The 24,213-nt window shown below is 36.2% G+C and carries 12 protein-coding genes; 10 read left to right on the top strand and 2 right to left on the bottom strand.

The window, feature by feature from the left end; translation table 11 throughout:
* Positions 1-197 precede the first annotated feature (197 nt).
* The gene (locus C6368_RS16545) at positions 198-1,097 is read left to right on the top strand and encodes a hypothetical protein (RefSeq protein WP_107040341.1); all 900 of its coding nucleotides are present in this window, start codon (positions 198-200) and stop codon (positions 1,095-1,097) included.
* Positions 1,098-1,637: 540 nt separating this feature from the next.
* Positions 1,638-3,773, top strand: a complete 2,136-nt coding sequence (locus tag C6368_RS16540; RefSeq protein ID WP_107040340.1) for a lamin tail domain-containing protein — start codon at positions 1,638-1,640, stop codon at positions 3,771-3,773.
* 1,367 nt (positions 3,774-5,140) lie between these two features.
* On the opposite strand, the gene C6368_RS16535 is transcribed toward C6368_RS16540, so the two are convergent.
* Positions 5,141-12,124, bottom strand: a complete 6,984-nt coding sequence (locus tag C6368_RS16535; protein WP_107040339.1) for a YDG domain-containing protein — start codon at positions 12,122-12,124, stop codon at positions 5,141-5,143.
* Between the two features lie 556 nt (positions 12,125-12,680).
* Here C6368_RS16535 and C6368_RS16530 point away from each other — a divergent pair.
* The 4 genes from C6368_RS16530 (at position 12,681) to C6368_RS16510 (ending at position 16,807) form a co-directional block, all read left to right on the top strand.
* A complete protein-coding gene (locus tag C6368_RS16530; protein ID WP_107040338.1) occupies positions 12,681-13,598 on the top strand; it encodes a GNAT family N-acetyltransferase in 918 nt (305 codons plus the stop codon).
* Between the two features lie 795 nt (positions 13,599-14,393).
* Positions 14,394-15,233 carry a prohibitin family protein gene (locus tag C6368_RS16520; RefSeq protein WP_107040336.1) on the top strand — a complete coding sequence of 280 codons (840 nt, stop codon included), beginning with the start codon at positions 14,394-14,396 and terminating at the stop codon, positions 15,231-15,233.
* Between the two features lie 368 nt (positions 15,234-15,601).
* A complete protein-coding gene (locus C6368_RS16515; RefSeq protein ID WP_107040335.1) occupies positions 15,602-16,489 on the top strand; it encodes a sterol desaturase family protein in 888 nt (295 codons plus the stop codon).
* An 81-nt stretch (positions 16,490-16,570) separates the two neighbouring features.
* Entirely contained in the window at positions 16,571-16,807 is a 237-nt protein-coding gene (locus C6368_RS16510) for a hypothetical protein (RefSeq protein ID WP_107040334.1), read from the top strand.
* Positions 16,808-16,881: 74 nt separating this feature from the next.
* Here C6368_RS16510 and C6368_RS16505 read toward each other — a convergent pair whose 3' ends face one another.
* The gene (locus tag C6368_RS16505) at positions 16,882-17,460 is read right to left on the bottom strand and encodes a T9SS type A sorting domain-containing protein (protein WP_159038652.1); all 579 of its coding nucleotides are present in this window, start codon (positions 17,458-17,460) and stop codon (positions 16,882-16,884) included.
* A 380-nt stretch (positions 17,461-17,840) separates the two neighbouring features.
* Here C6368_RS16505 and C6368_RS16500 point away from each other — a divergent pair, with 380 nt between their 5' ends.
* The 4 genes from C6368_RS16500 (at position 17,841) to C6368_RS16485 (ending at position 24,160) form a co-directional block, all read left to right on the top strand.
* Positions 17,841-18,176 carry a hypothetical protein gene (locus tag C6368_RS16500; RefSeq protein WP_107040332.1) on the top strand — a complete coding sequence of 112 codons (336 nt, stop codon included), beginning with the start codon at positions 17,841-17,843 and terminating at the stop codon, positions 18,174-18,176.
* A 3-nt stretch (positions 18,177-18,179) separates the two neighbouring features.
* Complete coding sequence (locus C6368_RS16495) at positions 18,180-20,831, top strand: HYR-like domain-containing protein (protein WP_107040331.1); 2,652 nt, start codon at positions 18,180-18,182, stop codon at positions 20,829-20,831.
* Between the two features lie 62 nt (positions 20,832-20,893).
* On the top strand, positions 20,894-23,533 hold the full coding sequence (locus tag C6368_RS16490; RefSeq protein WP_107040330.1) for an HYR-like domain-containing protein: 2,640 nt from the start codon (positions 20,894-20,896) through the stop codon (positions 23,531-23,533).
* A gap of 291 nt (positions 23,534-23,824) precedes the next feature.
* A complete protein-coding gene (locus tag C6368_RS16485; RefSeq protein ID WP_107040329.1) occupies positions 23,825-24,160 on the top strand; it encodes a hypothetical protein in 336 nt (111 codons plus the stop codon).
* Positions 24,161-24,213: the final 53 nt, after the last annotated feature.

Below are 24,213 nucleotides of genomic sequence, written 5' to 3'. Positions count from 1 at the left end.
TGAGGCATCATCTTTCTCTTTCTCTTTCTGTGATTTAATTTTTGGTCAAATTTGGAAAGGAAATTAAAATATTGAATTTGGCTACTTCATATTTAATTTTAAACATCATTATCAAATGGCTACCCCAATTATTCGTAATTAATTATGAACCCATTTGGAAGTGTGTTGTACAGTGTTGAAATTAAAAACATATAATTATGAAAAAGGGAATATTATTGACGGGACTATTTGCTAGTTTGTTTATTGGAAGTATTAATGCACAATATAATAGCGTAGCTAAGCAGAATGTGATTACGGAAGAAGTGAGTGTGGAAGTTTATGACAAGGACACGCGTAGAACTCGAATTGTAACTGAAACTCGAGAGGTTGAGTCGGATAGTTATGGAAATGCTGAAGGAAACCAATATGATTTAGCGGTTGATGGTGCTTTTGAAGGTCAAACGATTGCTGTTTTGCATTTGTATACTTCTGGTTTTGATTTTTCATTGCCTACAGCTGCATTAAAGGAAAAAGGGTTTTCTGTTTATCGTTGGATCAATAATCCTCCTAGCGCTGAGGCATTGGATTCTGCTTTGGCAAAATCTTGTCAATTATGGATAATTTCCAATTCTTCTCAAAAATTAAATACTGAACATGCTGAGGTAATTAAGAAGTTTTTTGATAGCGGAAAGGGCGTTTACATTTGGGGAGATAATCAACCTTTTTATGGTGATGCTAATTTTATTGCAAATCATTTGATTGGTGCTAAAATGACTGGAAATGTGATGGGAGATCAAACGGTTAACATCTTGAAAGACGGAAGTAAATCGGGACTTATGCCGAATCATTTAATTACAACTGGTTTACAAAATGTTTATGAAGGGATTACTATTGCTACTATTGAAGAACATAAAGATTTAACTCCAATTGTGTATGGCTCAGCTGGCAACTTAGTAGCTGCGGTGTATGAAAAAGATGGAAAACGCTTAATGATTGATGGAGGTTTTACAAGGTTATATTACAAGTGGGATACGGCTGGAACAGGAAGATATGTGAAAAATGCAGCGGCTTGGTTGGTGAATTATGAGAAGTTTGGCGATGAAGTTGTGGCGAGATAGTTTTTTTTATTGTTAAGGCTTAATGTGGGTTGGGTTGGAATCCCTTCTTCGAAGTGATTGTGTTTTTTACCGCGGAGATATGCAGAGTTTTTTCGCAAAGGACGCGGAGGACACTTGTGGTGTTGAGAAAGCTGAGAAATGAGTGTTGAATTCTAACTGCTGAGGACGCAAAGGTTCACCTGCGGTGATTGAGGACACAGAGATGAAACCAAGAAGATATTTAGATTTAAAAGAATAATGTAAAACTCGAAGAATTAGGTGTCATCATTCTCTTCTCTCTTTCTCACTCTGTAAATTCACTTCGGCTTAAAATAATTACGATTTGGTGAGGTGGTGAATTTCAACTGCGTTGTAATTGTGGTTCTTAACCGCAGAGGTAAATGGAGGTTTCGCAATGGTCACAGAGGTTCACCTACGGTGATTGAGGAGTAAAAAAAAAAGAAGGCTTAATAAATGTTAACTAAAACTTAGATTTTGGTTGACATTTTTTTTGTTCATATTTATTGCCTAATTTAGACCAAAGCCATAAATTCTACACAAATGAACGCACTAATCCGCATTGCTATTTTAGGTCTTTTCTTAATCTCAAGAATTTATGCGGATGCTCAAGTGATGATTTCTCAATATATTGAAGCCAATCCTGGGAGCACACTCAAAGGAATTGAAATTTATAATCATACCGCGAATCCTATTGATTTTTCTACAACTAATCTAGAGGTTTTTCAAGGAACTAATGGTGGTGCATGCGCATTAGAAGTCACTGTGAATTCAGGGATTTTGGGACCCTACGAAGTTTGGGTGATTGGAACTACTGATCTTGTTAATTATGCAGCTATTAATGGACTTGACATTAGTGGAGTTACTGGTTTTGGTTTCAACTTTAATGGAAATGATGCATTGCAACTTTATTTAGGCGGAAATCTAGTCGACCTTATTGGAGTTTGTGATATTGACCCAGGAACGGCCTGGTCTGGTGGTACTCCATTGGTGAGCACTGCCAATAGAAATATTGCAATTAGAACTGGAATCTGTAACGGAACCATTACTTCCTCGACCGATCCAAGTATTCGCTACGAAACTATAGGCAATGGGGCAAATCCTTTAGGATTCGGGAATGCACCAAGCTGTCCTCCCAATACTATTTCAACCACGTTCGGACCTTCCTCCATAACTGTAGCTTGTAGCACAAATTATACAGGAACTGTTTCTTTTACCTCTACTGGGACTTACAACTCTGGAAACGTTTATACAGTAGAATTGTCTAATAAATTTGGGTCATTCATTTCCACAACGGACATTGGAAGCTTGGTTTCTAACGCGACAGGGCTAGCCACTATTCCCATAACAATACCTGCCAACACATATGCCGGTACAGATTACCGCATCAGGGTTGTGTCGAGTAATCCTGTTTCTAGAACCATTGCCGTTCCTACTATAGAAATTATCAATAGCTCTCCTTGTCCACCAACTATTCCAGCATATACAGGTATTTTACTAAATGAATTTTCAAACGGACCTAGTGGATCTCAAGAGTTTTATGAATTACTTGTAGTTGGACCTTGTGGAGCCAACGTTGACATTAGTGGTTACATTCTAGATGACAACAATGGAGATTTTGGACCAACTGGTTTAACACAAGGTCATTTAAAATTCAAAAACCATTCGCAATGGACGAATATCCCTGTAGGATCAATAATTGTTATCTATTATAGTGGTGAACGTAATCCAAATATTCCCGCGGATGATTTAACCGACGCTAATAATGATAACGTATATATTCTACCATTTAACAACACCATCTATTTTACTGTTGGCCATGAATTTCCGAATTCATCCGATTATTCTTACAGTCCAGATATTTCGGCGCCACCAACCTTATTTAACTATTTAAACAGAATAAGCTTTTTAAATACTGGTGATGCTGCTCAGACAAGGAAACCCAATGGTGATTACTTTTTTGGCGTTTCCTATGGTTCAACGAATGGTGGAATTGATGATACGCAGATTAGCAATGTCAATATGGAAGAAAAAACCATGTATTTCAATGATGGAGATTTTAGAAACATAAGTAATTGGAGTATCGGAGATGCTGTTTCAGGGGGAGGCGATGAAACTCCAGGAGCTGCAAATAATGTGGCTAATCAAGATTGGATAGACAACTTAAGATCTTCTGTTGGACCATGTGGACTTATCCTCTTACCTGTTGAATTAATGAAATTTGAAGGCGAATACAATGATGGCGAAGTAGAATTATTATGGAAAACCGAAACAGAATTGAACAACGATTATTTTGAAGTTTTTCATTCTACAGCTGGTTATGATTTTTCTTCAATTGGAAAGGTGAATGGAAATGGAACGGTGAGTTCACCGAGGGAATACAATTTTGTGCAGAGACAATTAGCGTCGGGAATTCACTATTATGCTTTGAAGTCGGTGGATTATGATGGTAAGGTTCATGACAAGGGAACAATCTCGGTTCAAGTGGATAGGGATGCTGTTTATTACAGTAGACTTACGCAGACATTGCATTTTCCAGAGGAAGGAAATTATAGGGTGTATAATTTGGCAGGGCAATTATTACTTGAGGTGAATGGATTGGATAAGGTTCGTTTTTCTTATAGTGGATTGTTTTTGGTGAGGAATATGGTGAACGGAGTTGTGACGAAACTTTTTTAAATAATGTTTAAGGTTTAACTGGTTTGGTATTGAATTTCAACTGCGTTGTAATTGAGGAGGGTAACCGCGGAGGTCGCAAAGGTATCGCAAAGGGAGCAGAGGTTTTTTATTTTAGAGCGCCATCGGTACTTGATTTTTTTTCACAGAGTTGCACAGAGGTCTTTCACGGAGGGACACAGAGGTATCACCTATGGTGATTTGAGAAAAAAGAGATTTATCCTTAAATATTTAAATTCTTCAATCCTTAAATCTTTGGTTTTTTTTCACGGAGGAGCACGGTAGTTTTTAACCGCGGAGGTCGAAAAGGTGTCGCAAAGGGAGCAGAGGTTTTTTATATTAGAGCGCCATCGGTACTTGATTTTTTTTCACAGAGTTGCACAGAGGTCTTTCACGGAGGGACAAAGAGGTATCACCTATGGTGATTTGAGAAAAGAAGATTTATCCTTAAATATTTAAATTCTTCAATCCTTAAATCGCTAATTTCAAAATCAAAAAGCAAGTCAATCAAAGCGTTAACTAAAATTCGTAATTATTTAATCTTGTGAATCAAAAAAGTGCAACCATTTCTAGCCGCACTTTCTCTTTTTAAATCTTTGTTTTTTTTTCACGGAGGAGCACGGTAGTTTTTAACCGCGGAGGGCGCAAAGGTGTCGCAAAGGGAGCAGAGTTTTTTTATATTAGAGAGCCATCGGTAATTGATTTTATTTCACAGAGTTGCACAGAGGTCTTTCACGGAGGGACACAGAGGTATCACCTATGGTGATTTGAGAAAAAAGAGATTTATCCTTAAATATTTAAATTCTTCAATCCTTAAATCTTTGGTTTTTTTTCACGGAGGAGAACGGTAGTTTTTAACCGCGGAGGTCGCAAAGGTGTCGCAAAGCGAGCAGAGGTTTTTTATATTAGAGCGCCATCGGTACTTGATTTTTTTTTCACAGAGTTGCACAGAGATCTTTCACGGAGGGACACAGAGGTATCACCTATGGTGATTTGAGAAAAAAGAGATTTATCCTTAAATATTTAAATTCTTCAATCCTTAAATCTTTGGTTTTTTTTCACGGAGGAGAACGGTAGTTTTTAACCGCGGAGGTCGCAAAGGTGTCGCAAAGCGAGCAGAGGTTTTTTATATTAGAGCGCCATCGGTACTTGATTTTTTTTTCACAGAGTTGCACAGAGGTCTTTCACGGAGGGACACAGAGGTATCACCTATGGTGATTTGAGAAAAGAGAGATTTATCCTTAAATATTAAAATTCTTGAATCTTTCAATCCTTGAATCCTTGAATCCTTAAATCCTTGAATTTTTCAATCTTTCAATCTTTCAATCTATAATTTCAATTATTAAAGTCCAATTCGTAATTGATAATTCCTAATTTGTAATTATCATACGAATTGGTTTTAAATCTGTGTTTGTAAATACGATTAAATACGTTCCTGCTTGAAGGTCTTTTTGGTTGAAATGAACTTGCTTCACTCCTTCTTTCAAGTTGACTTCTTGCTGAAGAACAACTTTCCCTGTTAAATCTAGGATATGAATTGGTGTATTTACCGAATTTCCGCTCCAATTGACTTCTACTGTGAAATCTCCGTTTGATGGATTTGGATAAACCATGGCAGCGCTTTCTCCTGTTGTACATGAAGTACTTATTGGATCAAACTCTTGCATGTCTCCATTAAAATCGAATTGTCTTAAACGATAGTAAGTGATTCCGTTCCATGGATTTGAATCTATTTCACGGTAATTGATCTCACTATTTGAATTTCCAGCGGCATTTACTTCTGCTACTTCATTCCAATTCTTGGCATCACGGCTCTTCTCCAATATAAAGTGTGAAGAATTTAATTCACTTCCTGTTGTCCAGTTGATATTTACAGCTTGGCTTTCTTCATCACAAGTTACTTCGAAAGCTGTTAGTTCGATTGGTAAAGGATTGTTGATTCCTCCTCCGAATCCGAAGTTAGACCAACCACTCATTCCAGAACGAGAAACTGTCGGAGTTCCTACAGATCCTGATGGTGCAATATGAGTTCCTGGAGCAAACCAATTTGGACCATTCGCAACCACACGTTTTAAAAGTGTTAATTCAGACAAACTATTGATTACATTAAATCCTTCTCCAGTTAACGAAATTGTATAATCTCCATCATCTAAAGTTGAGGCTAAATTATCTATCTGCCAAAACCCTTGATCTTCAGCTGAAATCACATCAAAAGTTGCTCCTCCAGTGTTAGCCGCTGCAATTGGCAAACCAGCAAATCCCATTGCTCCATTAGCGAATACTACATCTAAATATCCACCTGCTGATGGCGCAGAAGTAAATTCAACTTTCGCATGGCGATTTTTCAAACCAAACGCTTCGAAGCCTATTGGGAAAAGCCCTTCTGCGTCGCCTGAGCTTGTTCCATTAAACCAACGACGTAGTGCTCCAATTACATATCCTGAAGAGTAATCTAGTATCCCTGTTTCTCCCACAGAAGCACCAATACTTAACAAGTTACTCGCTGACGAACCAACATTTCCTTGAACCATAAATAGAGTATCATGCACGTTCTTTTGACCATTCGATATAATTACATAATTATTTCCTGTGGCACCTGTGTTATTGATATACAGTTTACGGATTGATGATGGCAAAGCATTCCCAGTGTTTTGAGTTTCCAAACCGACGTAGTGGAAATCCGCTAAATCCTCAAAGGTTCTGGTTGTTGTTCTTACGTTTCCAGATGCTCCAGCTGAAACAATTCCTTGAGGTGAAGTAATTTTAAGTATACTACTTGGGTAAGATCGGAAAACACTAGTATTATTTCCTCCATCAACGACATTTAATGGAGTCGTTCCATTAAAACTAAAATCTAAAGTTCCTTCTGCTTCAACTTCAACAGAAGAATTTTCTGCCAGTTGTAAATCATTATTTAACAATTGAACATAAGCTCCTCCTTTCACAAAGAATGGTAATCCTTTGCTATTAGAATTATCTGCGATAACTGAACCCACATCTACTTGTTGAATTGTTCCCGGACCATCAAAGTTAAAAAAGGCATCATCGTAAGGTCCTCTATTTAAAATTTCAACATCACTACTCACCAATAGATTTCCTCTTAAATTAACACTTCCTTGAGCTGCAACTGAATTCGTATAAATATTATAATTGATATAAAATTTTGTACTTGAGGTTACATTCGATCCATTTAAAAGAATATCTCCATTTACTGTAAGATTTACTGGACTAGATGCATTATTTGCTTGTCTCACTGAAAACTCACATTCACTATCTATATTCAAGTCTCCATCAATCGTTAAATTGATTCCTCCTGCTGAACCTACTGCAATTCTATCACTTAAAGACCATGAGTCTAATACATTAAGATTTCCGTGAATAGTTGGATTTATTGTAGTTCCTGTTTCAGCATAAAACCTAATATGTTCGCCTGGAGAACTTTCAAAAACAAAATCACCATGTGTTAGATTAAATGTTCCCGAATTTTCCCCTAGCAGGTTCCAATTCCCATCCAAATCGTTATTTCCTAAAGAAAGATCGATATAAACGTTTCCAAAGACAGCATCGTAACCTGCATGATCATTTGAAGTTACATTTCCATCATACAATGGTTCATCATCATTCCAATCATAAATATAAAGTTGAGAATGCGGTCTGAAATTTTCTGTTCCTCTCCAAATAGATGTCGAAGGATTTCCAAAATCATAATTCAAAGTTACTCTTGCATTGTCCTCTACATCGAAATCATTATTCACTTGGAAGTTGGCGTTAACAGTTAACAAACCACCCTCATATACATACATAGACGAAGCTGTACTTGTATGTTCAATAACCAACTCACCTCCATCTTGAATTTTAACATTCACATTAGTTCCGAATGAACCATTTGTTGTAACTGTGTGACCATTTCTAATGTAAATATTCGCATTTGTGTTTGTATTAGGCGCGGAACTTGCTGACCATGTTCCACCTGAATATTCTTCCCAAGTTGCATTAGAACCATTGGTTGTTCCCCAAGTCCCACTGGAAATCGTTCTATAATCGCCATTCAAATACACGATGGTTGTAATATCGAAAAGTGTTGATGTTGCACTTGTTAAAGGTACAGAAGTAGCTAAAAGATCAAGACCTGTTTCAGCAACTGTATGTACAACAGAACCAAAAGTAGCCACACCAGCAACTGCGGTTTCACTAAGTGGACCACCAGTCATATTTCCTGTAGAAGAAGCGATTGAAATACTACCCACGAAATCCAAATCGATACTTCCATTTGCATCCACTGCGGCAACTTGTGGCGAAGGAGTCATCGTTCCATTGATAGAAGTTGTTGTTGGTTGTTGTTCGAAAGATAATTCTGTTGCTGTAACTTCCAATCTATTGATATCACCAGTTGTTGGAGAAAATGCACCTCCGGCATTTGCCGCTGCAAATACAGAACCACTGGAAGCTGCAGTTGCAGAACTCACGGTGTATTGCATTTGATCGTTATCAATTACGGTAGAATTAAATGAAACATAAAGGAATAAATTTAAATCTGTACCATCCGCAGCTGTTACACTTGCCCCACTTAATCCAGAGAAAGCGATTTCACCTGCACCTATTGATGAAGCGTTTGCAATAAAACCACCACTTCCAAATAAAGCTGCCGAACGCACATTGGAAATATTTGCTGTTGTGAATGAAATGTCTGTAAGTTCTGTACCCAATAAATCAGTATCTATTGCTCCACCTCCATCACGAACAATAAACCCAAACGATCCCACTCCATTTCCTGTTGTGGTAACAGGGTTTCCTTGGAAATTTTGATAAGGAATATCTGAAGAATAAGGGAAACCTACCGATGCGATAATATCAGAATTTGCGCTGTTCACCCCTGTTCCTTGAATTGTAAAATAATATGGATCTTCATCTGCATCATCATTATCAATTGAAAGAATTGCTGTTCTAACACCTGTTGCACTTGGATCAAACTCAACTGTGAAAGTTGTAGAACCAGCTTGTGCAATTGGAGTTGTAGGATTTGCTGTTATGGAAAAATCAGCTGCATTTGCTCCAGTGAAAGAAACAAATGTTGGACCTGTTCCTGTTAAATTTAAATCAGCTCCTCCTGTATTTTCAATTGTAAATGTACGTGTGAATGTTCCTCCTGCTACCGCAACCTGACCAAAATCAGTGTGATCAATTAAGTTTGGAGAATTCGAACCACTGATAATTGAAGTACTGTTTCCTAAGATGTCTATTTCTGGACCTACAGGTGGACAGAATATTTGGACATCATCAATTGCAACACGATCACTACTTTCATTAACAATTTCAATAATTACTGCTCCTGTAATATTTAATCCTGAGATAGTATTTGTTTGTACAAAATCATCATAAGGAATTGTTCCTACAGAATTACCATTTACTTCAATTGTTAAATTACCTGAACCACCGCTAAATTTTCTTTCTGTTGTTAGAGTAATACTCTCTATTCCTCCTGGCAGACTAGGAGAGGTAACAGTACCTCTGAAGCATATTGCGTCAGAACCGTTAATATCCTGATCTGATCTACCTACTGTAACAGACCAATTTCCACCGGCCCCCGGCCAGTTTGTGTTGCTATATGCTGAAATAGATCCCATATTACTGAAATCCTCCTCAACACACGGCCCATTTATCACATTGAACCCTTGAACAACATCGACTGCAGCGGCATAATTTCCACTTGCGGCAACAGAAGCTGTAATTGAAGCAGCTCCTAAAGAGTTTAAATCAACATTAGTTCCTGTTACTGTAATTGTAGGTGTTGTTCCTGTGAAGGTAACTGGTAGTCCAGAACTTGAAGTTGCTGAAACCGTAAAACTTCCTGAACTTAAAACTTTATCTGAAATTGCTGCAAAAGTGATCGTTTGAGTTGCAGGAGTAATGTCTGCTGACAAACCAGTTGGTTGCGTTAAGGTATAATTTCCTCCGTCTGCTCCTCCTAACGTCATTGTTGAAGTTACAGCTATTCCTGTTGCTGCATTAGGATCAGCGAAAGTTCCTGTTGAGGTTAACGTCACCACATCAGATGCAATAATCCCAACTAAAGAAGCTCCTGAAATTGTAGCATCTGTTGTTCCATCATACACTTTACCATCTGCAACTGCTCCCGAAACCGTTAAGCCAAACGGTGTAACATCTGCAGTTAAAGTAGGTTGTGTTAAGGTATAGTTTCCAGCATCTGCTCCAGTTAAAACATTCGTTGCAATGGTTACCGTTTTACCTGTTCCTACATTTTTATCATCAAACTGTCCTGAAGGAGTAGTAATTCCAACATCATCCAAACCAACAATCCCATTTAAAGTGGCAGATCCTGTTATAGAGGCAACATCTGTTGCGTCATATACTTTATCATCGGCAGACAAACCTGTTGCAGTTAATGGTTTTGGAGTAATTGTCCAAACCAATGTTTCTGTATCTGTTCCACCTGAATTTGTAGCTTCAATTGTTGAGTTAACGGTTCCAACATCTTGCGTAACAGTTCCAGAAATCTCTCCTGTTGCTGTATTAACTGACAATCCTGCTGGTAAACCCGAAGCATCAAAAGAAGTTGGATTTTCAGTAGCTGTAATTTGATAAGAAACTGTACTTCCATATACTAATGATTCGGCAAGAGAACTTGTAATAGAAGGTGGAATAACTGCGTCTACATCGCCGGACAAATCAAAATCGATTTCCCCTGCAGTTGGAACTCCTCCTCCCGAAATATATATTTGATCTGTATAATTTGCTACTGGTAATCCTGACTCTAAACGAACATAAATTGTTTGTGATATGGAGGTGTTTGTACCTAAATCTAAGTAATCTGAAAAAGTTACATTATCTGATGAGATTACAAAATCTGTTCCTCCAAGCAGTAATTCAACAGAATTGATTCCATCCAAATTATTCCCTGTCAATGTAAAAGTTTGAACCGTTGAAGGTCCTGAACCAAAAGTATAATCAAGTCCCGAAAGTGAAGTTGGGCTAACACTAAGGGTTGGAGATGCAGAAACTACATTTACAATATAATCTTTAGTTTCACCCCAATTACTTGATGTAGCATCGCAAGCTTCAGAAATACTTATAGGATAATCATCACCACCACGAATTCTCATTCTTGTATTTCCTAATACAGCGTTTAAAGGCACTGAAAATGACAAGGTAGCATTCAAAGAATTATTTCCACTAGTTCCAACATTTCCTGAAACCAAACCTTCTGAAGGTTCAAAAGTTCCATTTTGATTGAAATCAATCCATACTGCTATATATTGATTACTTTCACTTGCAACCGTTACAGTTACGTCTTCATTGTTACCTAGAGTTAGGTCCGGAACAGTTTCCGAATCATAAAATATATAATATTCGGGACCTGTAGTTTTAGGTGAAGTATGATTTAAAGAATTTAAAGTAACATTTGAAATCCAATCACTCGTTGCTGAACCACTAGAATAAGTAGGTGTACAATAAACCAAAGGCGGTGCCGTTAACCAAACTTCTCCAGATAAATCATAATCAATTTCACCTGCAGCTGGAACTCCACCACCTGTAATTAAAACTTGATCGATATAAGAGTCTACAACTAACCCTGCTTTTAAACGAACATAAATAGTAGTAGAAGTTCCATCATATGCACCTAAATCAATGTAATGGCCGAAACCACTATTACTTGATAATGATATTTCACAATCATTAATTATGGTAGCAAGCTCAACATCTGAACCATCTAAATTTGTTCCTGACAAATCAAAAGATTGAACCGTAGACGGTCCATTTCCAACTACATAGTTTAAATCTGAAAGTGAAGTTGACGTTGTTGATAAGGTAGGGCCAACGGGAGCTGTAGCTTCTAAAATTAAATCTCGCAATCTAACACCTCTTCCAGAAGTACCATTATTTGTAATTCTCAAAACAACTTGAGATGAGACACTACTTAAAGTGAAGCTTCCACCATAAATGTATGAACTCCCTGTGGTAACAGTGGATGTATATGTTTCTAAATAAGTTGAACCTCCATCATATGATATTTCAATTTTAGCAGGATTATATGAACCACTTCCATAAGAAGCTACATCAAGTTCAAATGTTGCTGAGCCATAAGCGCTTAGATCATAAGCGGCGGTAGTTATGATGTCAGAAGGATCGTCGGCTTCAACTAAATAATAAGTTCCTTTTACAATTGGTTGCGATGAATTATTATTTACACCAACCCATCCAATGGGTAATGCACCTGAACCATCTTCATCAAAAATCGTGTTTTGTCCCCAAACATTTGATATTCCACTAAACAAAAAAGTCAAAATCACGAGAACTACGGGAATCAACTTTTTTCTAAATACATTTTTAAACATTTCATTTTACGTTAAAACAAATACTGAATAATAGTTAGTCAAAAATCATGTTGACTACAGGAAATTATCATTCAGTTTGTAACAAAAATAAGATGAATTCCGACGCAAAAATCTTTCATTTTCATTCATAACAAACTGTTAATACACTGTATTACACTTATATAAATTTAAGAATTTTGACACCTCAAGTCATGAGCGAACTTTAGCGAAATTGGTCATGTTTTTTCCTAAAAAGACCATTTTTTAAGGGTGGAATTTGTTTAAATTAAGTTAATATAAACTTTTAATAAAATTAATGAACCAACAGGTTAGAACGAGCAATAATATCTCCTCAACATAAATTATTGGTAAGTAAAAAACCAGCAATTGAGCATCCGTTTTGTATAGTTCACTGTACCAAGTGATCAACGGTTTTTTTTTATAAAGGATTAGCGCTAACACCAACAAATGGGTCGCGTTTTGTGGTCACATCAAAAGGTATTTCAATTTATAATGAATATAGACGCGATACAGGCAAAACTACCCAAGAAAATAATTAACTTCGCCTTCATTGAATATGGAAGGAAAGTGGATAAATCAGCGGGAGATTGACAGGGAAGATTGGGATCAATTGGTTGCGAAAACCGTGGATGCTAGTATTTATGTTTGTTCTTTCTACCTGGATGCTACGGCAATAGATTGGGAAGCTTTTGTGGCAGATGATTTTTCGTTTGCAATTCCTGTGGGTGTGGTTCCAAAAGGTGGAATTACACGGGTTTACCCTCCCCTATTCCAGCGTTATGTTGAAGCGATTGGTGAGGTTTCCAAAATTGATTGGTCGGCATTCGAAAAATCTTTGTTGAAACGCTATTCGAAAGGAGATTTGAATGTGAAAACGGCTGTTTTTTCTCAAACGAACAATAAGTCGATTTCCTCAACAGAACACATTCACCAAGTGGTAAACAAGGAACATTTTAAGTTAAAAACCCAAGCCAAGCGAATGATTAAGCGTTTTGGTCAAACGAAATATGAAATCCGAGAGGAAAATATCGATACAGGTGAACTTTCGCATTTAATTGCCAGAGAACTTTCCAAGAAACTTCCGATTTATGCTTCTAAAGATGTTCAACATTTATATGACGTGGTAGAAAAAGCCGAAGAGAATGGTTTTTTATACAAAGTTGGTGTTTTTGATGGTGAAGCACTCAAAGGTGGACTAATTGGATTGAAATTTAAGGATACTTTGCTTTATTTGAAAGGAACAGCGGAGGAAGAATTGCAACAAGAAGGCGCGATGTATGCCTTGATGGAGCATTTTATTACCTATGGATTTGAACAAGGTTGCAAAATAGACTTTGGAGGTTCAAGGGTAAAAGGAATTCAATTTTTTAATTCTAGGTTTAGTGGAGTTGATGTTGAGTATTTTGTTTATTCGTGGGATAAGTCGCCTTTTTGGTTTAAGTGGGGGCTAAAGGCTTACCGTAAGTTTTTTTAACCGCGGAGGGAGCTGAGGTGGCGCAAAGGACGCATTTTTTTTTTACGCGAAGTTTCTCGGAGGTCTTTCAAGTAGGTACACGTATGTATCACCTTCGGTGATATGAGAAGAAAAATGAGAAAAGCAGATTTCTCTTAATTTTTGAATCCTTCAATCCTTGATTCCTTAAATCCTTGATTCCTTAAATTTTTGAATAATTAAATCAACAAGCCCCTCATTAATCAGCAATCTGCAATTCGTAATTGAATTATTAGTTCTTGCTTTTCGATCATTTCATTTTTGAATTCTTCAATCTATGAATCCTTCAATCCTTCAATCTTTGAATCCTTCAATCCTTGATTCCTTAAATTTTTGAATAATTAAATCAACAAGTCCCTCATTAATCAGCAATCTGCAATTCGTAATTGACAATTCGTAATTGAATAATTAATTCCTGCTTTTCGATCATTTCATTTTTGAATCCTTCAATCCTTGATTCCTTGATTCCTTAATTTTTGAATAATTAAATCAACACGCACCTCATTAAACAGCAATCTGCAATTCGTAATTGATAATTGACAATTCGTAATTGAATAATACTATCTTTGCACCACTTAATTGCTATCATGAATGTAAGAAACAGACAAATATTTAGGATTCTATTTGGTTCGGTCATTATAGGCGGATCCATCTACGTTTCAATACGTTTTTTGTTTAATGCACCACCGATTATGAAGATAATGGTGCTTATTGCATTGGTAGCGGTTATTTATTTAACAATTGATTATATAGTAAGAAAAGGTAAAAAAGACAGATATGGAAACTAAGCAAATGGTGAGGTATGTAGCAATTGGAGCGGTCGCTTTAATTGTTTTTGTAATATTTTTTAATTCGTGGGTAGATGTGAAACCGGGTGAACAAGGATTTGTTTTTAAACCGTTTAACTCACCAAGTATTTCAGAAGATGAAGCTTATGTTGAGGGAACATACTTCATTCTTCCATGGAACAAAATGATCAACTACGAAGTTGTAAACAAATCGAAGCAATATGTTCAAAAAGTAATGGATATCAACGGTACGGATGTTACTGTAGAGATTTCTGTGAATTATAACATTATTCCTGCTGATGTTGCGAATTTACACATGAAACACCGTGAGAATTACACAATTTTTATTGATGATAAAGCAAAAGGAGCGATTAAAGATGTGATTGGACGTTATACTTATGAGCAAGTTTATTCTTCAAAAAGAGAAGCGCTTGAGGGTGAGATTGAAGCAATTTTAGAAAGAGATTTCGAAGGAAACTTCTTGAACTTAAACTATGTTGAGATTGCTGATGTGAACTTACCAGACAACATTGCTGCTCAAATTGAGGAAAAAGAAACGCAAAAACAACGTAACCTTACAGCAAAGGAAAAGCAAAAGGAGCAAGAATATCTAGCGAATGCTAGAATTGAGAAAGCAAGAGGAGATTCATCTTTGATTGTATCTGCGAAATTTAAAGCTGAAGCTATTCGTTTGGAGGCTGAACAAATTGCCAAAAACCCACAATACATTGAGTTGAAAAAATGGGAAAAATGGGATGGACAAGGCTCTCCTTATGGAACGAATAACGTGTTTGGCGATAAGTCAATTTCGATTTTGAAGTCAAATTAAGAATGTTATTTAAGGATTGAAAGATTCAAGGATTCTATGAATTGAGAATTTAACATATTTAAAAAACGACCTGCTTCTGTAGGTCGTTTTTTTTTGAGGTAAAAAGAAGAAAGGCACTTGTTTTCGTTCTCGATACACCTCCGCTGCGCTGCGGCACTCGAACTGATGCGCTGATGTGCTACTGTGCTGATGTGCTCTGAGAATAAACATTAAAGCTGAAATTAATAGAACCCTAGCTTTTGAAAAGAGAGGTCCCGATAATAAGGTAAATTCTTTTTTTGGGAAAAGTAAGCGTAAGTGACATTTGTCACATCGATAGCATTTTGGAAAATGTATATTTGTAACTATTAAAAGGTTATTTTCAAAGCATGAATGAATATTTAGAATTATTTGCTAAAACGTATAAAAATTATGCGAATTACCTTTGGAAGACAATAAAATCGCCATTTGAGGGGGATTTTAATTTCTTTTATTTTGTGATTATCATTTCCCTGCTCATTTGGGGATTGGAAGTAATTATTCCATGGAGAAAATATCAAAAAGCTTTTCGAAAGGATTTTTGGTTGGATGGATTTTATATGTTCTTCAATTTTTTTATTTTCAACTTGTTGCTTTATATCGCGCTATCCTCCGTTACGGTTGAATTCCTTAATAATTTATTGGCTCCACTGGGGTATGAAGGTGGTCACTTAATCGATTTATCGAAATTACATTGGGGACTTCAATTGTTTTTGTTTTTTATCATTGCTGATTTCGTTCAATGGAGTGTACATGTTATGCTCCACCGGGTTCCATTCCTTTGGAAAATTCATAAAGTACATCATTCTGTAAAGGAGATGGGTTTTGCCGCTCACATGCGTTATCACTTTGGCGAAACTTTAGTTTATAATTCTTTCAAGTACATTTCTTTATCGATGTTGTTCGGTTTTCAATTGGAATTGGCATTTATCGTTTACGCTTTAGCCATCACTATTGGACATTTGAATCATGCCAATTTAGGCTGGGATTATGGTCCTTTCAAATATATATTCAACAATCCGAAAATGCATATTTGGCATCATGCAAGGGAATTACCAAAAGAACATCCTTATGGAATGAATTACGGAATTTCTTTGAGTATTTGGGATTATATTTTCAAAACGAAGTATATTCCTTACGATGGTCGCGATATAGAATTGGGTTTTCATGATGATGAGAATTATGCACCCGGATTTTTTCAACAGATGGTAGCGCCATTTAAAAAAGAGAAGGATTAATTTTAAGGGTTAAGAGTTAAGGTTTAAGAGGGTTGAGTTCGAATCCCTTCTGCGAAGTGATTGGGGAAAAAACTTATAAATATGAAAAGTAAAAATAACAACATTCTTTTAGCACTTGTGGCTTCATTAACATTGGGATTGGCTCCATTTACGCCTGAACCTCACCTTTTAGGAAAGTTAAAATGGGTATTTGGTGGCGCGATCGGCATGGCTCCTATGGATTGGTTTGATTTAGTTATGCACGGCGCTCCATGGGTTTGGTTGATTATTGAAATTGTTCGATTTGGAATGAGTAAGAAAACCAAAGATAAAGCCTAGCTATTAGATTTAGAGATGTGACGATCGGAGACTTTTGATACTAGCCTTTACTATTGTTGATTTGGAGATTTACACTAATTCTTCACTATTCTCATTGACTTTGTATAATTTTCATTGCTCATTCTGATCAAATAAACTCCTTTTTGCAGTTCGTCTAAATCCAAAGATTCAATTTTAGATTCAATTGCGGTTTTCAGCACTATTTTTCCAACGCTATTAAAAATGGTAATATCGTGTTTCTCTTGATTTGGATTTTTTAATTGAATAACATTCTTAAAAGGATTTGGATAAACACTTATTCCACTACTACTCTCCAATTCTGACAGTGAAAACAGTTCAACTTTAAATCCAATTGAAATATCATCAATGGAAGTGGGTGTTCCTTTATTTCTAAATGTAAACAAGTTGCTATTCAATTCATATTTCCCCAAAGGTAATTTGCCAATGTTTAGGGTGTCAATTCTTTCAAATTCGGTAGGACAAGCGAAAGATCTAAAATAGAGGGTTAAATCAATTTTATTGTTTTTCATTGATATATCTGTACTGTCGAAAAAACAAAAAGATGAGGGTTGAATTGTATGAATAATCAGTTTTATCTCATCATCCGTGCTTGGATTAGCAGGCAAAACTTTAATGCTTTCAAAAATCTTCATTTGCTTTTCTTGCGAGAAGGATAAATTACTTGAAATCAAAAAAATGATTGCAAAAAATAAAGTAGACAATATTGAAAATGAAGAGCTAAAATTCATAATTAACTGATTAATAAGGTTCACTAAAATATAGATTACAAGCAGATTATGCAAATAAACGAAAATTAATCTTGTCTTTTAATTATCCTTAATGAACCTAAGATTTTCTAAAAAGACAGATTTGTATCCTGTTATTTCTAATTTTTAATGTCTATTTCTATAGAATTATCAATAATTTTGAGCCTATAAAAAAATGAATTAAAAGCAACTATAAACTTCACACGTCGTTTCCTTATTATAAATTAATTGAGGATATACAACTCCTTGACATCAAACTATTGAATATGAAAACTATCATTTTATTTTGCTTCACATTAATTTGTTCTGCAACTTTTGCTCAACAACATGCAACTTCTGCTACGAAATGTCAACTGCCGGTTGAAGAAATTCTCAAAGCTCAATCATTTGAAATTGATGAACCTATTGCTGAAAAAGCAAAATATGTTTTCTTCGATATGTATAAACAACTAAACTTCATTTATCAGTTGGATGCAAATGATCCAAAAAGAGCTGAACACATTAATTATTTTAATATTGCACTTCAAAACGCAAATGTTTTAGACTTAAACATTTCAATGTTTCAAGAAGACATCGATTTTGTAACAAATTTAACCCCATAAAAATTGAAATTTACTTTTAGTTTATTCACCTTAGTTTTATTATTCAGCTACTCCCACTACACCTTTGCACAATGTGGACCAACGCTTTTAGAATCCAATCCAAAAGCCATGGTTTTATGCGAAGGAATAACAGACACCGTAACATTTTCTGCAACTGGAACTTGTGCTGGAGATTTTGAATACCAAGTACTCAATTCATCAAATACTGTTATTCAGGCATGGTCTACAAATGATCAATACATATCCACAAATTTAACATCTGAAACATATTTTGTTGAAACCAGATGTTCAACTTGTCCGGGTGTAGTTATTCAAGATACATTTTTAGTTGAAATCATTCAAGAACCAACAATAACCGCCGATACATTTGTATGTCTTGGAAATACAGCTACAGTCAGTGCTACAGAATTTCCAAATAACAACATCACATGGTGGGACAATGAAACCATGGGAAATCAACTCATTGACAGTTCTAGCTATACTACTCCACCTTTATTCGAAGATGATACCATTTATATGCAAGTAAGTGGATCGGCATCTATTCAAAATACTGGGTCAAATGTTGGGTCAATTTTAATTACCGAAGCAGGACTTCATGGATTTCCAGGATCTGGATCAGCAGATTATTTAGAAATTTCAAATTTATATAGTACACCTATCAATACTACAGGCTGGTCTTTGGCAATTAGTAATTCTTATACAAATATTAATGTCGTAAATTCATCCCTTTGGAATTTCCCCAATAGTTTTGCTCCTTGTACAATGATTTCTGTAACTGATGTTGCAAATTTTCCTAATTATTGGGGTAATAATATGTTTTGGAATCCTAGCTATCCAGGATGGGCAGCTATAATTGATGATCAAGGAAATCTCGTAGATTTTGTTGCTTGGGGATGGACATTAGCTGATTTAGCAGGCTTCGCACCTACCATAGCTGGAAATGTAATTACACTGGGTTCAGAATGGAGCGGCATAAGTTGCGATGCTGCCTGCACATTAGTCGGAGGCGGAGCTCCTTATAGTTTATCCAGAAATGGTTCAACCGACACAAATACAGAGGCCGATTTCGTTTGTCAAGCTACATCATTAGATTTAGTTAATCCGGGATTGAATTGTGGATGGGGATCAGCCTATGGAACTTGTACCCAAGAGGTGATTATTCATATTGATTCTTTACCATTTGCAGATACTCCAGACACAACATTTATTAATTGTATTTCCGATGCTCCAGCGATAGACCCTTCAATTATTACAAATGTATTGGATGATTATACAGCTTCACCCACAGTAAGCTATGTTGGAGAAGTCTCAGATGGAAATACTTGTCCTGAAATTATAACAAGAACTTATCAAGTTGCTGACTCTTGTAATTTCGTTGAAATATATCACGTTATAGTAATTACGGACACCGTAGCTCCAGTTTTAGAAGTAGCACCAGCAGATTTAACTGTTGCTTGTTACTCCGAAATTCCAACCATAGGTACTTTGACCTGGACAGACAACTGCATGGGCTCTGGAAATGTGCTTGGAACAGAGGTTTCAGGTGGTTCAGCATGCGCTGAAGTATATACAAGAACTTGGACCGTAACAGATAGTTGTGGGAATTCAGCAACACAAACCCAAGTGATTACAATCAACGATACAATTGCTCCAATCATAGATTTTGTACCCTCAGATTTAAACATACAATGTCCGTCAAATCTTCCACCGATGGCTACTCTTCCATGGACAGATAATTGTGGTGGAAATGGTACAATTAGCGGAGTCGAAGTTTCAGATGGTCAAATTTGTCCAGAAACAATTACTCGAACATGGACAATAGCCGACAGTTGTGGAAATACAGCGACAGAGGTTCAAGTTATTGTTTTACATGATGATATTGCACCAACCGCTAGTGATTTACCATTTGAAAATGTAGAAGCTTTGCCACTTCCAGATATCAGCTTGATTACTGATGCAACTGATAATTGCGGAAATACTCCAATTGTAGAATGGGTTAGCGATGTTTCTGATTTTGGATATTGTCCAGAAAATGTTGTGAGAACATATAGCGTTACGGACGATTGCGGAAATGTAGCTTTTATAAATCAAACTTTTTCTATTGGTGATACTATGCCCAATGCAGCATTCACGGCAAATCCTACTATATTGGATGACTTAAGTAATGGTTGGGTACAATTTCAAAACCAATCCACAGGAGCTTCCACTTACACATGGGATTTTGGAGATAATTCTCCTTATGTTTATGACACAAATACGAGTCATCAATACAATATTGGATTGACCACAACTTATGAGGTACGTTTGGCTGCCACATCTGATTTTGGCTGCACAGATAGCGCCACAATTGAAATCTTGGTTGTTCAAGGACCATTGTATTTTATTCCAAATACTTTCACTCCAAATAATGATGCAAATAATCAATTATTTGTTCCCATTTTTGTGGCTGGATTCAACCCGAATGATTTCAATTTTCAAATTTATAACCGCCGTGGAAAGTTAATTTTCGAGTCGAACAATCCTCAAATGGGATGGAATGGAAAATATAACGGTAAAGAATGTACTGATGGAACGTATGTTTATAGAGTTGAATTTGGTACAGATGAAAATTCTGATCCAGAAATTGTAACTGGACATATTACCCTATTGAGATAGACTTAAACATTTCTATGATTCAAGAAGACATTGATTTTGTAATAAATTTAACCCCGTAAGATTTGAAATTTATATTTAGTTTTTTAACCCTTGTTTTAGGATTAAGCTACGCTAATTCCACCTTTGCACAATGTGGGCCAACGCTTTTAGAATCGAATCCAAAAGCCATGGTTTTATGCGAAGGAATAACAGACACCGTAACATTTTCTGCAATTGGAACTTGTACTGGAAACTTTGAATATCAAGTACTCAATTCTTCAAATGCGGTAGTTCAACCATGGTCGCCCAATGACCAATACATATCCACAAATTTGTCAACCGAAACATATATTGCAGAAGTCAGATGCTCAACTTGTCCAGGTGTAGTTATTCAAGATACATTTGTAGTTGAAATAATTCCTGAACCAACAATTACTGCTGATACTATTGTTTGCTACGGAACAACTGCTGCACTTAGTGCTAACGAATTTCCAAATAACAACATGACTTGGTGGGACAGTGAAACTGGTGGAAATATCCTTATTGATAGTTCAAGCTACACTACCCCACCTTTATTCGAAGATGATACCGTTTATATGCAAGTAAGTGGATCGGTGACTGCAACATCAATCAATCCAGGGTCTATTTTAATTACAGAAGCTGGTCTTCATGGGTTTCCTGGGACTGCCTCAGCTGATTATTTAGAAATTTCTAACTTATACAATGTTGCAGTAAATACAACAGGTTGGACTGTTGTAATTAGCCGCTCCTACACAAACATTAATTTGTTTAATCCTATTATTTGGAATCTCCCTAATAGTTTCGCCCCTTGCTCAATGACCTATAAATCAGATGTTTCTTCTCTTCCAAATTATTGGGGAAATAATATTTTATGGAACCCAAACGATCCTGGTTGGGCCGCCATTATTGATGATCAAGGAAGTATAGTAGATTTTGTTTCTTGGGGTTGGTCTCAAGCTGAATTAGCTACATTCGCGCCAATCGTTAATGGAAACACCTTAACAATTGGACCTGAATGGATTGGAGCCGGTTGCAGTTCAGCATGCTCGATAGTTGGGACAGTACCTTATAGTATATCAAGAAATGGAACAACAGACACGAATACATCTGCTGATTTTGTTTGTCAAGCTACATCATCAGGTTGGTTAAATCCAGGAATTTCATGTGGTTGGGTTTCTACGCTTGCTACCTGTACACAACAAGTAATTATTGAAATTGATTCTTTGCCTTCAGGTGATACTCCTGACACAACATTTATAAATTGTTATGCTGATATTCCGGCGCCAGACCCATCGATGATTACAAATGTATTGGATGATTACACGCCAAATCCAATTGTAACCTACATTGGAGAAGTATCGGATGGAAACACTTGTCCAGAAACTTTAACCCGTACTTATCAAATTGCTGACACTTGTAACTTCGTAGAAAGATATCATATAATCGTAATTAACGACACAGTTGATCCAGTTTTGGAAGTTGCTCCCGCAAATTTATCAATACAATGTCTATCAGATGTTCCACCAATAGCAGCGCTTAATTGGACAGACAATTGTCTTGGAAGTGGTGTTGTTAATGGCATTGAAGTATCAAGCGGAACAACTTGTCCAGAAATTCTTACAAGAACATGGACCGTTTCAGATAGTTGTGGAAATACGGTGAGTCAAACCCAAGTGATCACAATAAATGATACGATTGCTCCGGTAATTGATCCTGCTCCAGCAGATTTAGCATTACAATGTCCTTCAGATGTTCCTCCAATGGCTACATTAAATTGGACAGACAATTGTGACGGCAGTGGTGTTTTAAGTGGTGTTGAAGTTTCTGATGGTCAAGTTTGTCCAGAAACAATTACTAGAACTTGGACGATTTCAGATGCCTGTGGAAACACAAGTACAGAGGTACAAGTAATTGTAATTAACGATGACACTCCGCCAACAGCGAGTAATTTACCATTGCAACAAGTAACGGTTTTACCTCCACCAGATGTAAGTTTAGTTTCGGATGCTGCAGACAATTGCAGTACTCCAATTGTGGAATGGGTTAGTGATGTTTCAGACAATGGTTTCTGTCCAGAAAATATTGTAAGAACCTATAGCGTTGTTGATGACTGTGGTAACGTAACTTTCGTAAACCGTACTTTTATAGTTGGTGATTTCGCTCCAAACGCTGAATTTACAGGAGATCCAACTATTCTGAATAATTCTAATGGTGGTATGGTTGAATTTTCTAATCAAACCACTGGAGCCACGGACTATATGTGGGATTTTGGAGACGGATCACAATATGTTTATGACAGGAATACTAGCCATCAATTTGACATTAGCCAGAACACAACTTACGAAGTTTGGATGGTTGCAACTTCACAATTTGGCTGTAAAGACAGTTCTAATCTTAAAATCTTAGTATTCCAAGAATTATTGTACTATATTCCAAATGCTTTCACACCAGATTACGACATGAATAATCAAGTATTCAAACCAATATTTACGACTGGATTTGATCCAAATGATTATAATTTCAAAGTTTTTAACCGTTGGGGAGAAATTCTTTTTGAATCAAACAATCAACAAGTTGGTTGGGATGGAACCTATAATGGAAAAATATGTAAGGACGGAACCTATATTTATGTAGTTGAATTTGGAACGGAAAAAAGTCCCGAACGAGAAGTTGCTACTGGACACTTTACTTTATTAAGATAGACTAAAAAGTTGGTACGCGAAAGCAAGCAATAACAGCTTTTGGACACGAGCTACAAGCTTACTTGAAACAGAAATTGCTTTTTGTGCTACCCGTGCTTTTATTTCAATTAACTACCCTGTTTTTTTTGAGAGATATTTTGCTCAGGGTTATAATTAAATAAAGAATGGAGCATATTTTTCCACTCATTTCAATTAAAGTTGGATTTTGAAAGGCAACTATTTAATTCAGTTCTCGTTGTATATTAAGAACATATATAAATAAAATTAACACTCTATTTTAATCTATTTTCTATGAGAAATCTAATAATTTTTTGCTTCGTTTTAATTTGTTCGGTATCCTTTGCACAGCAGCATCCGACGCCAAATACTAACTGTCAACTTACCGTTGAACAAATTCTTAGAGAACAATCTTTTGATATTGACGAACCTATATCAGAAGAAGCAATGTACATTTTCCAAGATATGTATGAGGAATTAAATTTCATTTATCAATTAAATGCTAATGCCCCTGAAAGAGTTGAGCACATTGAAAATTTTCAATTGAAACTTGATCAAGCGAATAGCTTAAATTTAAATCTATCAATGTTTCAAGCTGACATAGATTTTGTTTCTAATTTAAATCAATAAGATATGAAGACTATTACAAAAATATTTGCTCTTGTTTTAACGCTGTTCACTGC

The sequence above is a fragment of the Brumimicrobium mesophilum genome (assembly GCF_003025005.1).
Classification (GTDB): domain Bacteria; phylum Bacteroidota; class Bacteroidia; order Flavobacteriales_D; family Crocinitomicaceae; genus Brumimicrobium; species Brumimicrobium mesophilum.
This window is presented reverse-complemented; position numbering and strand designations above follow the sequence as displayed.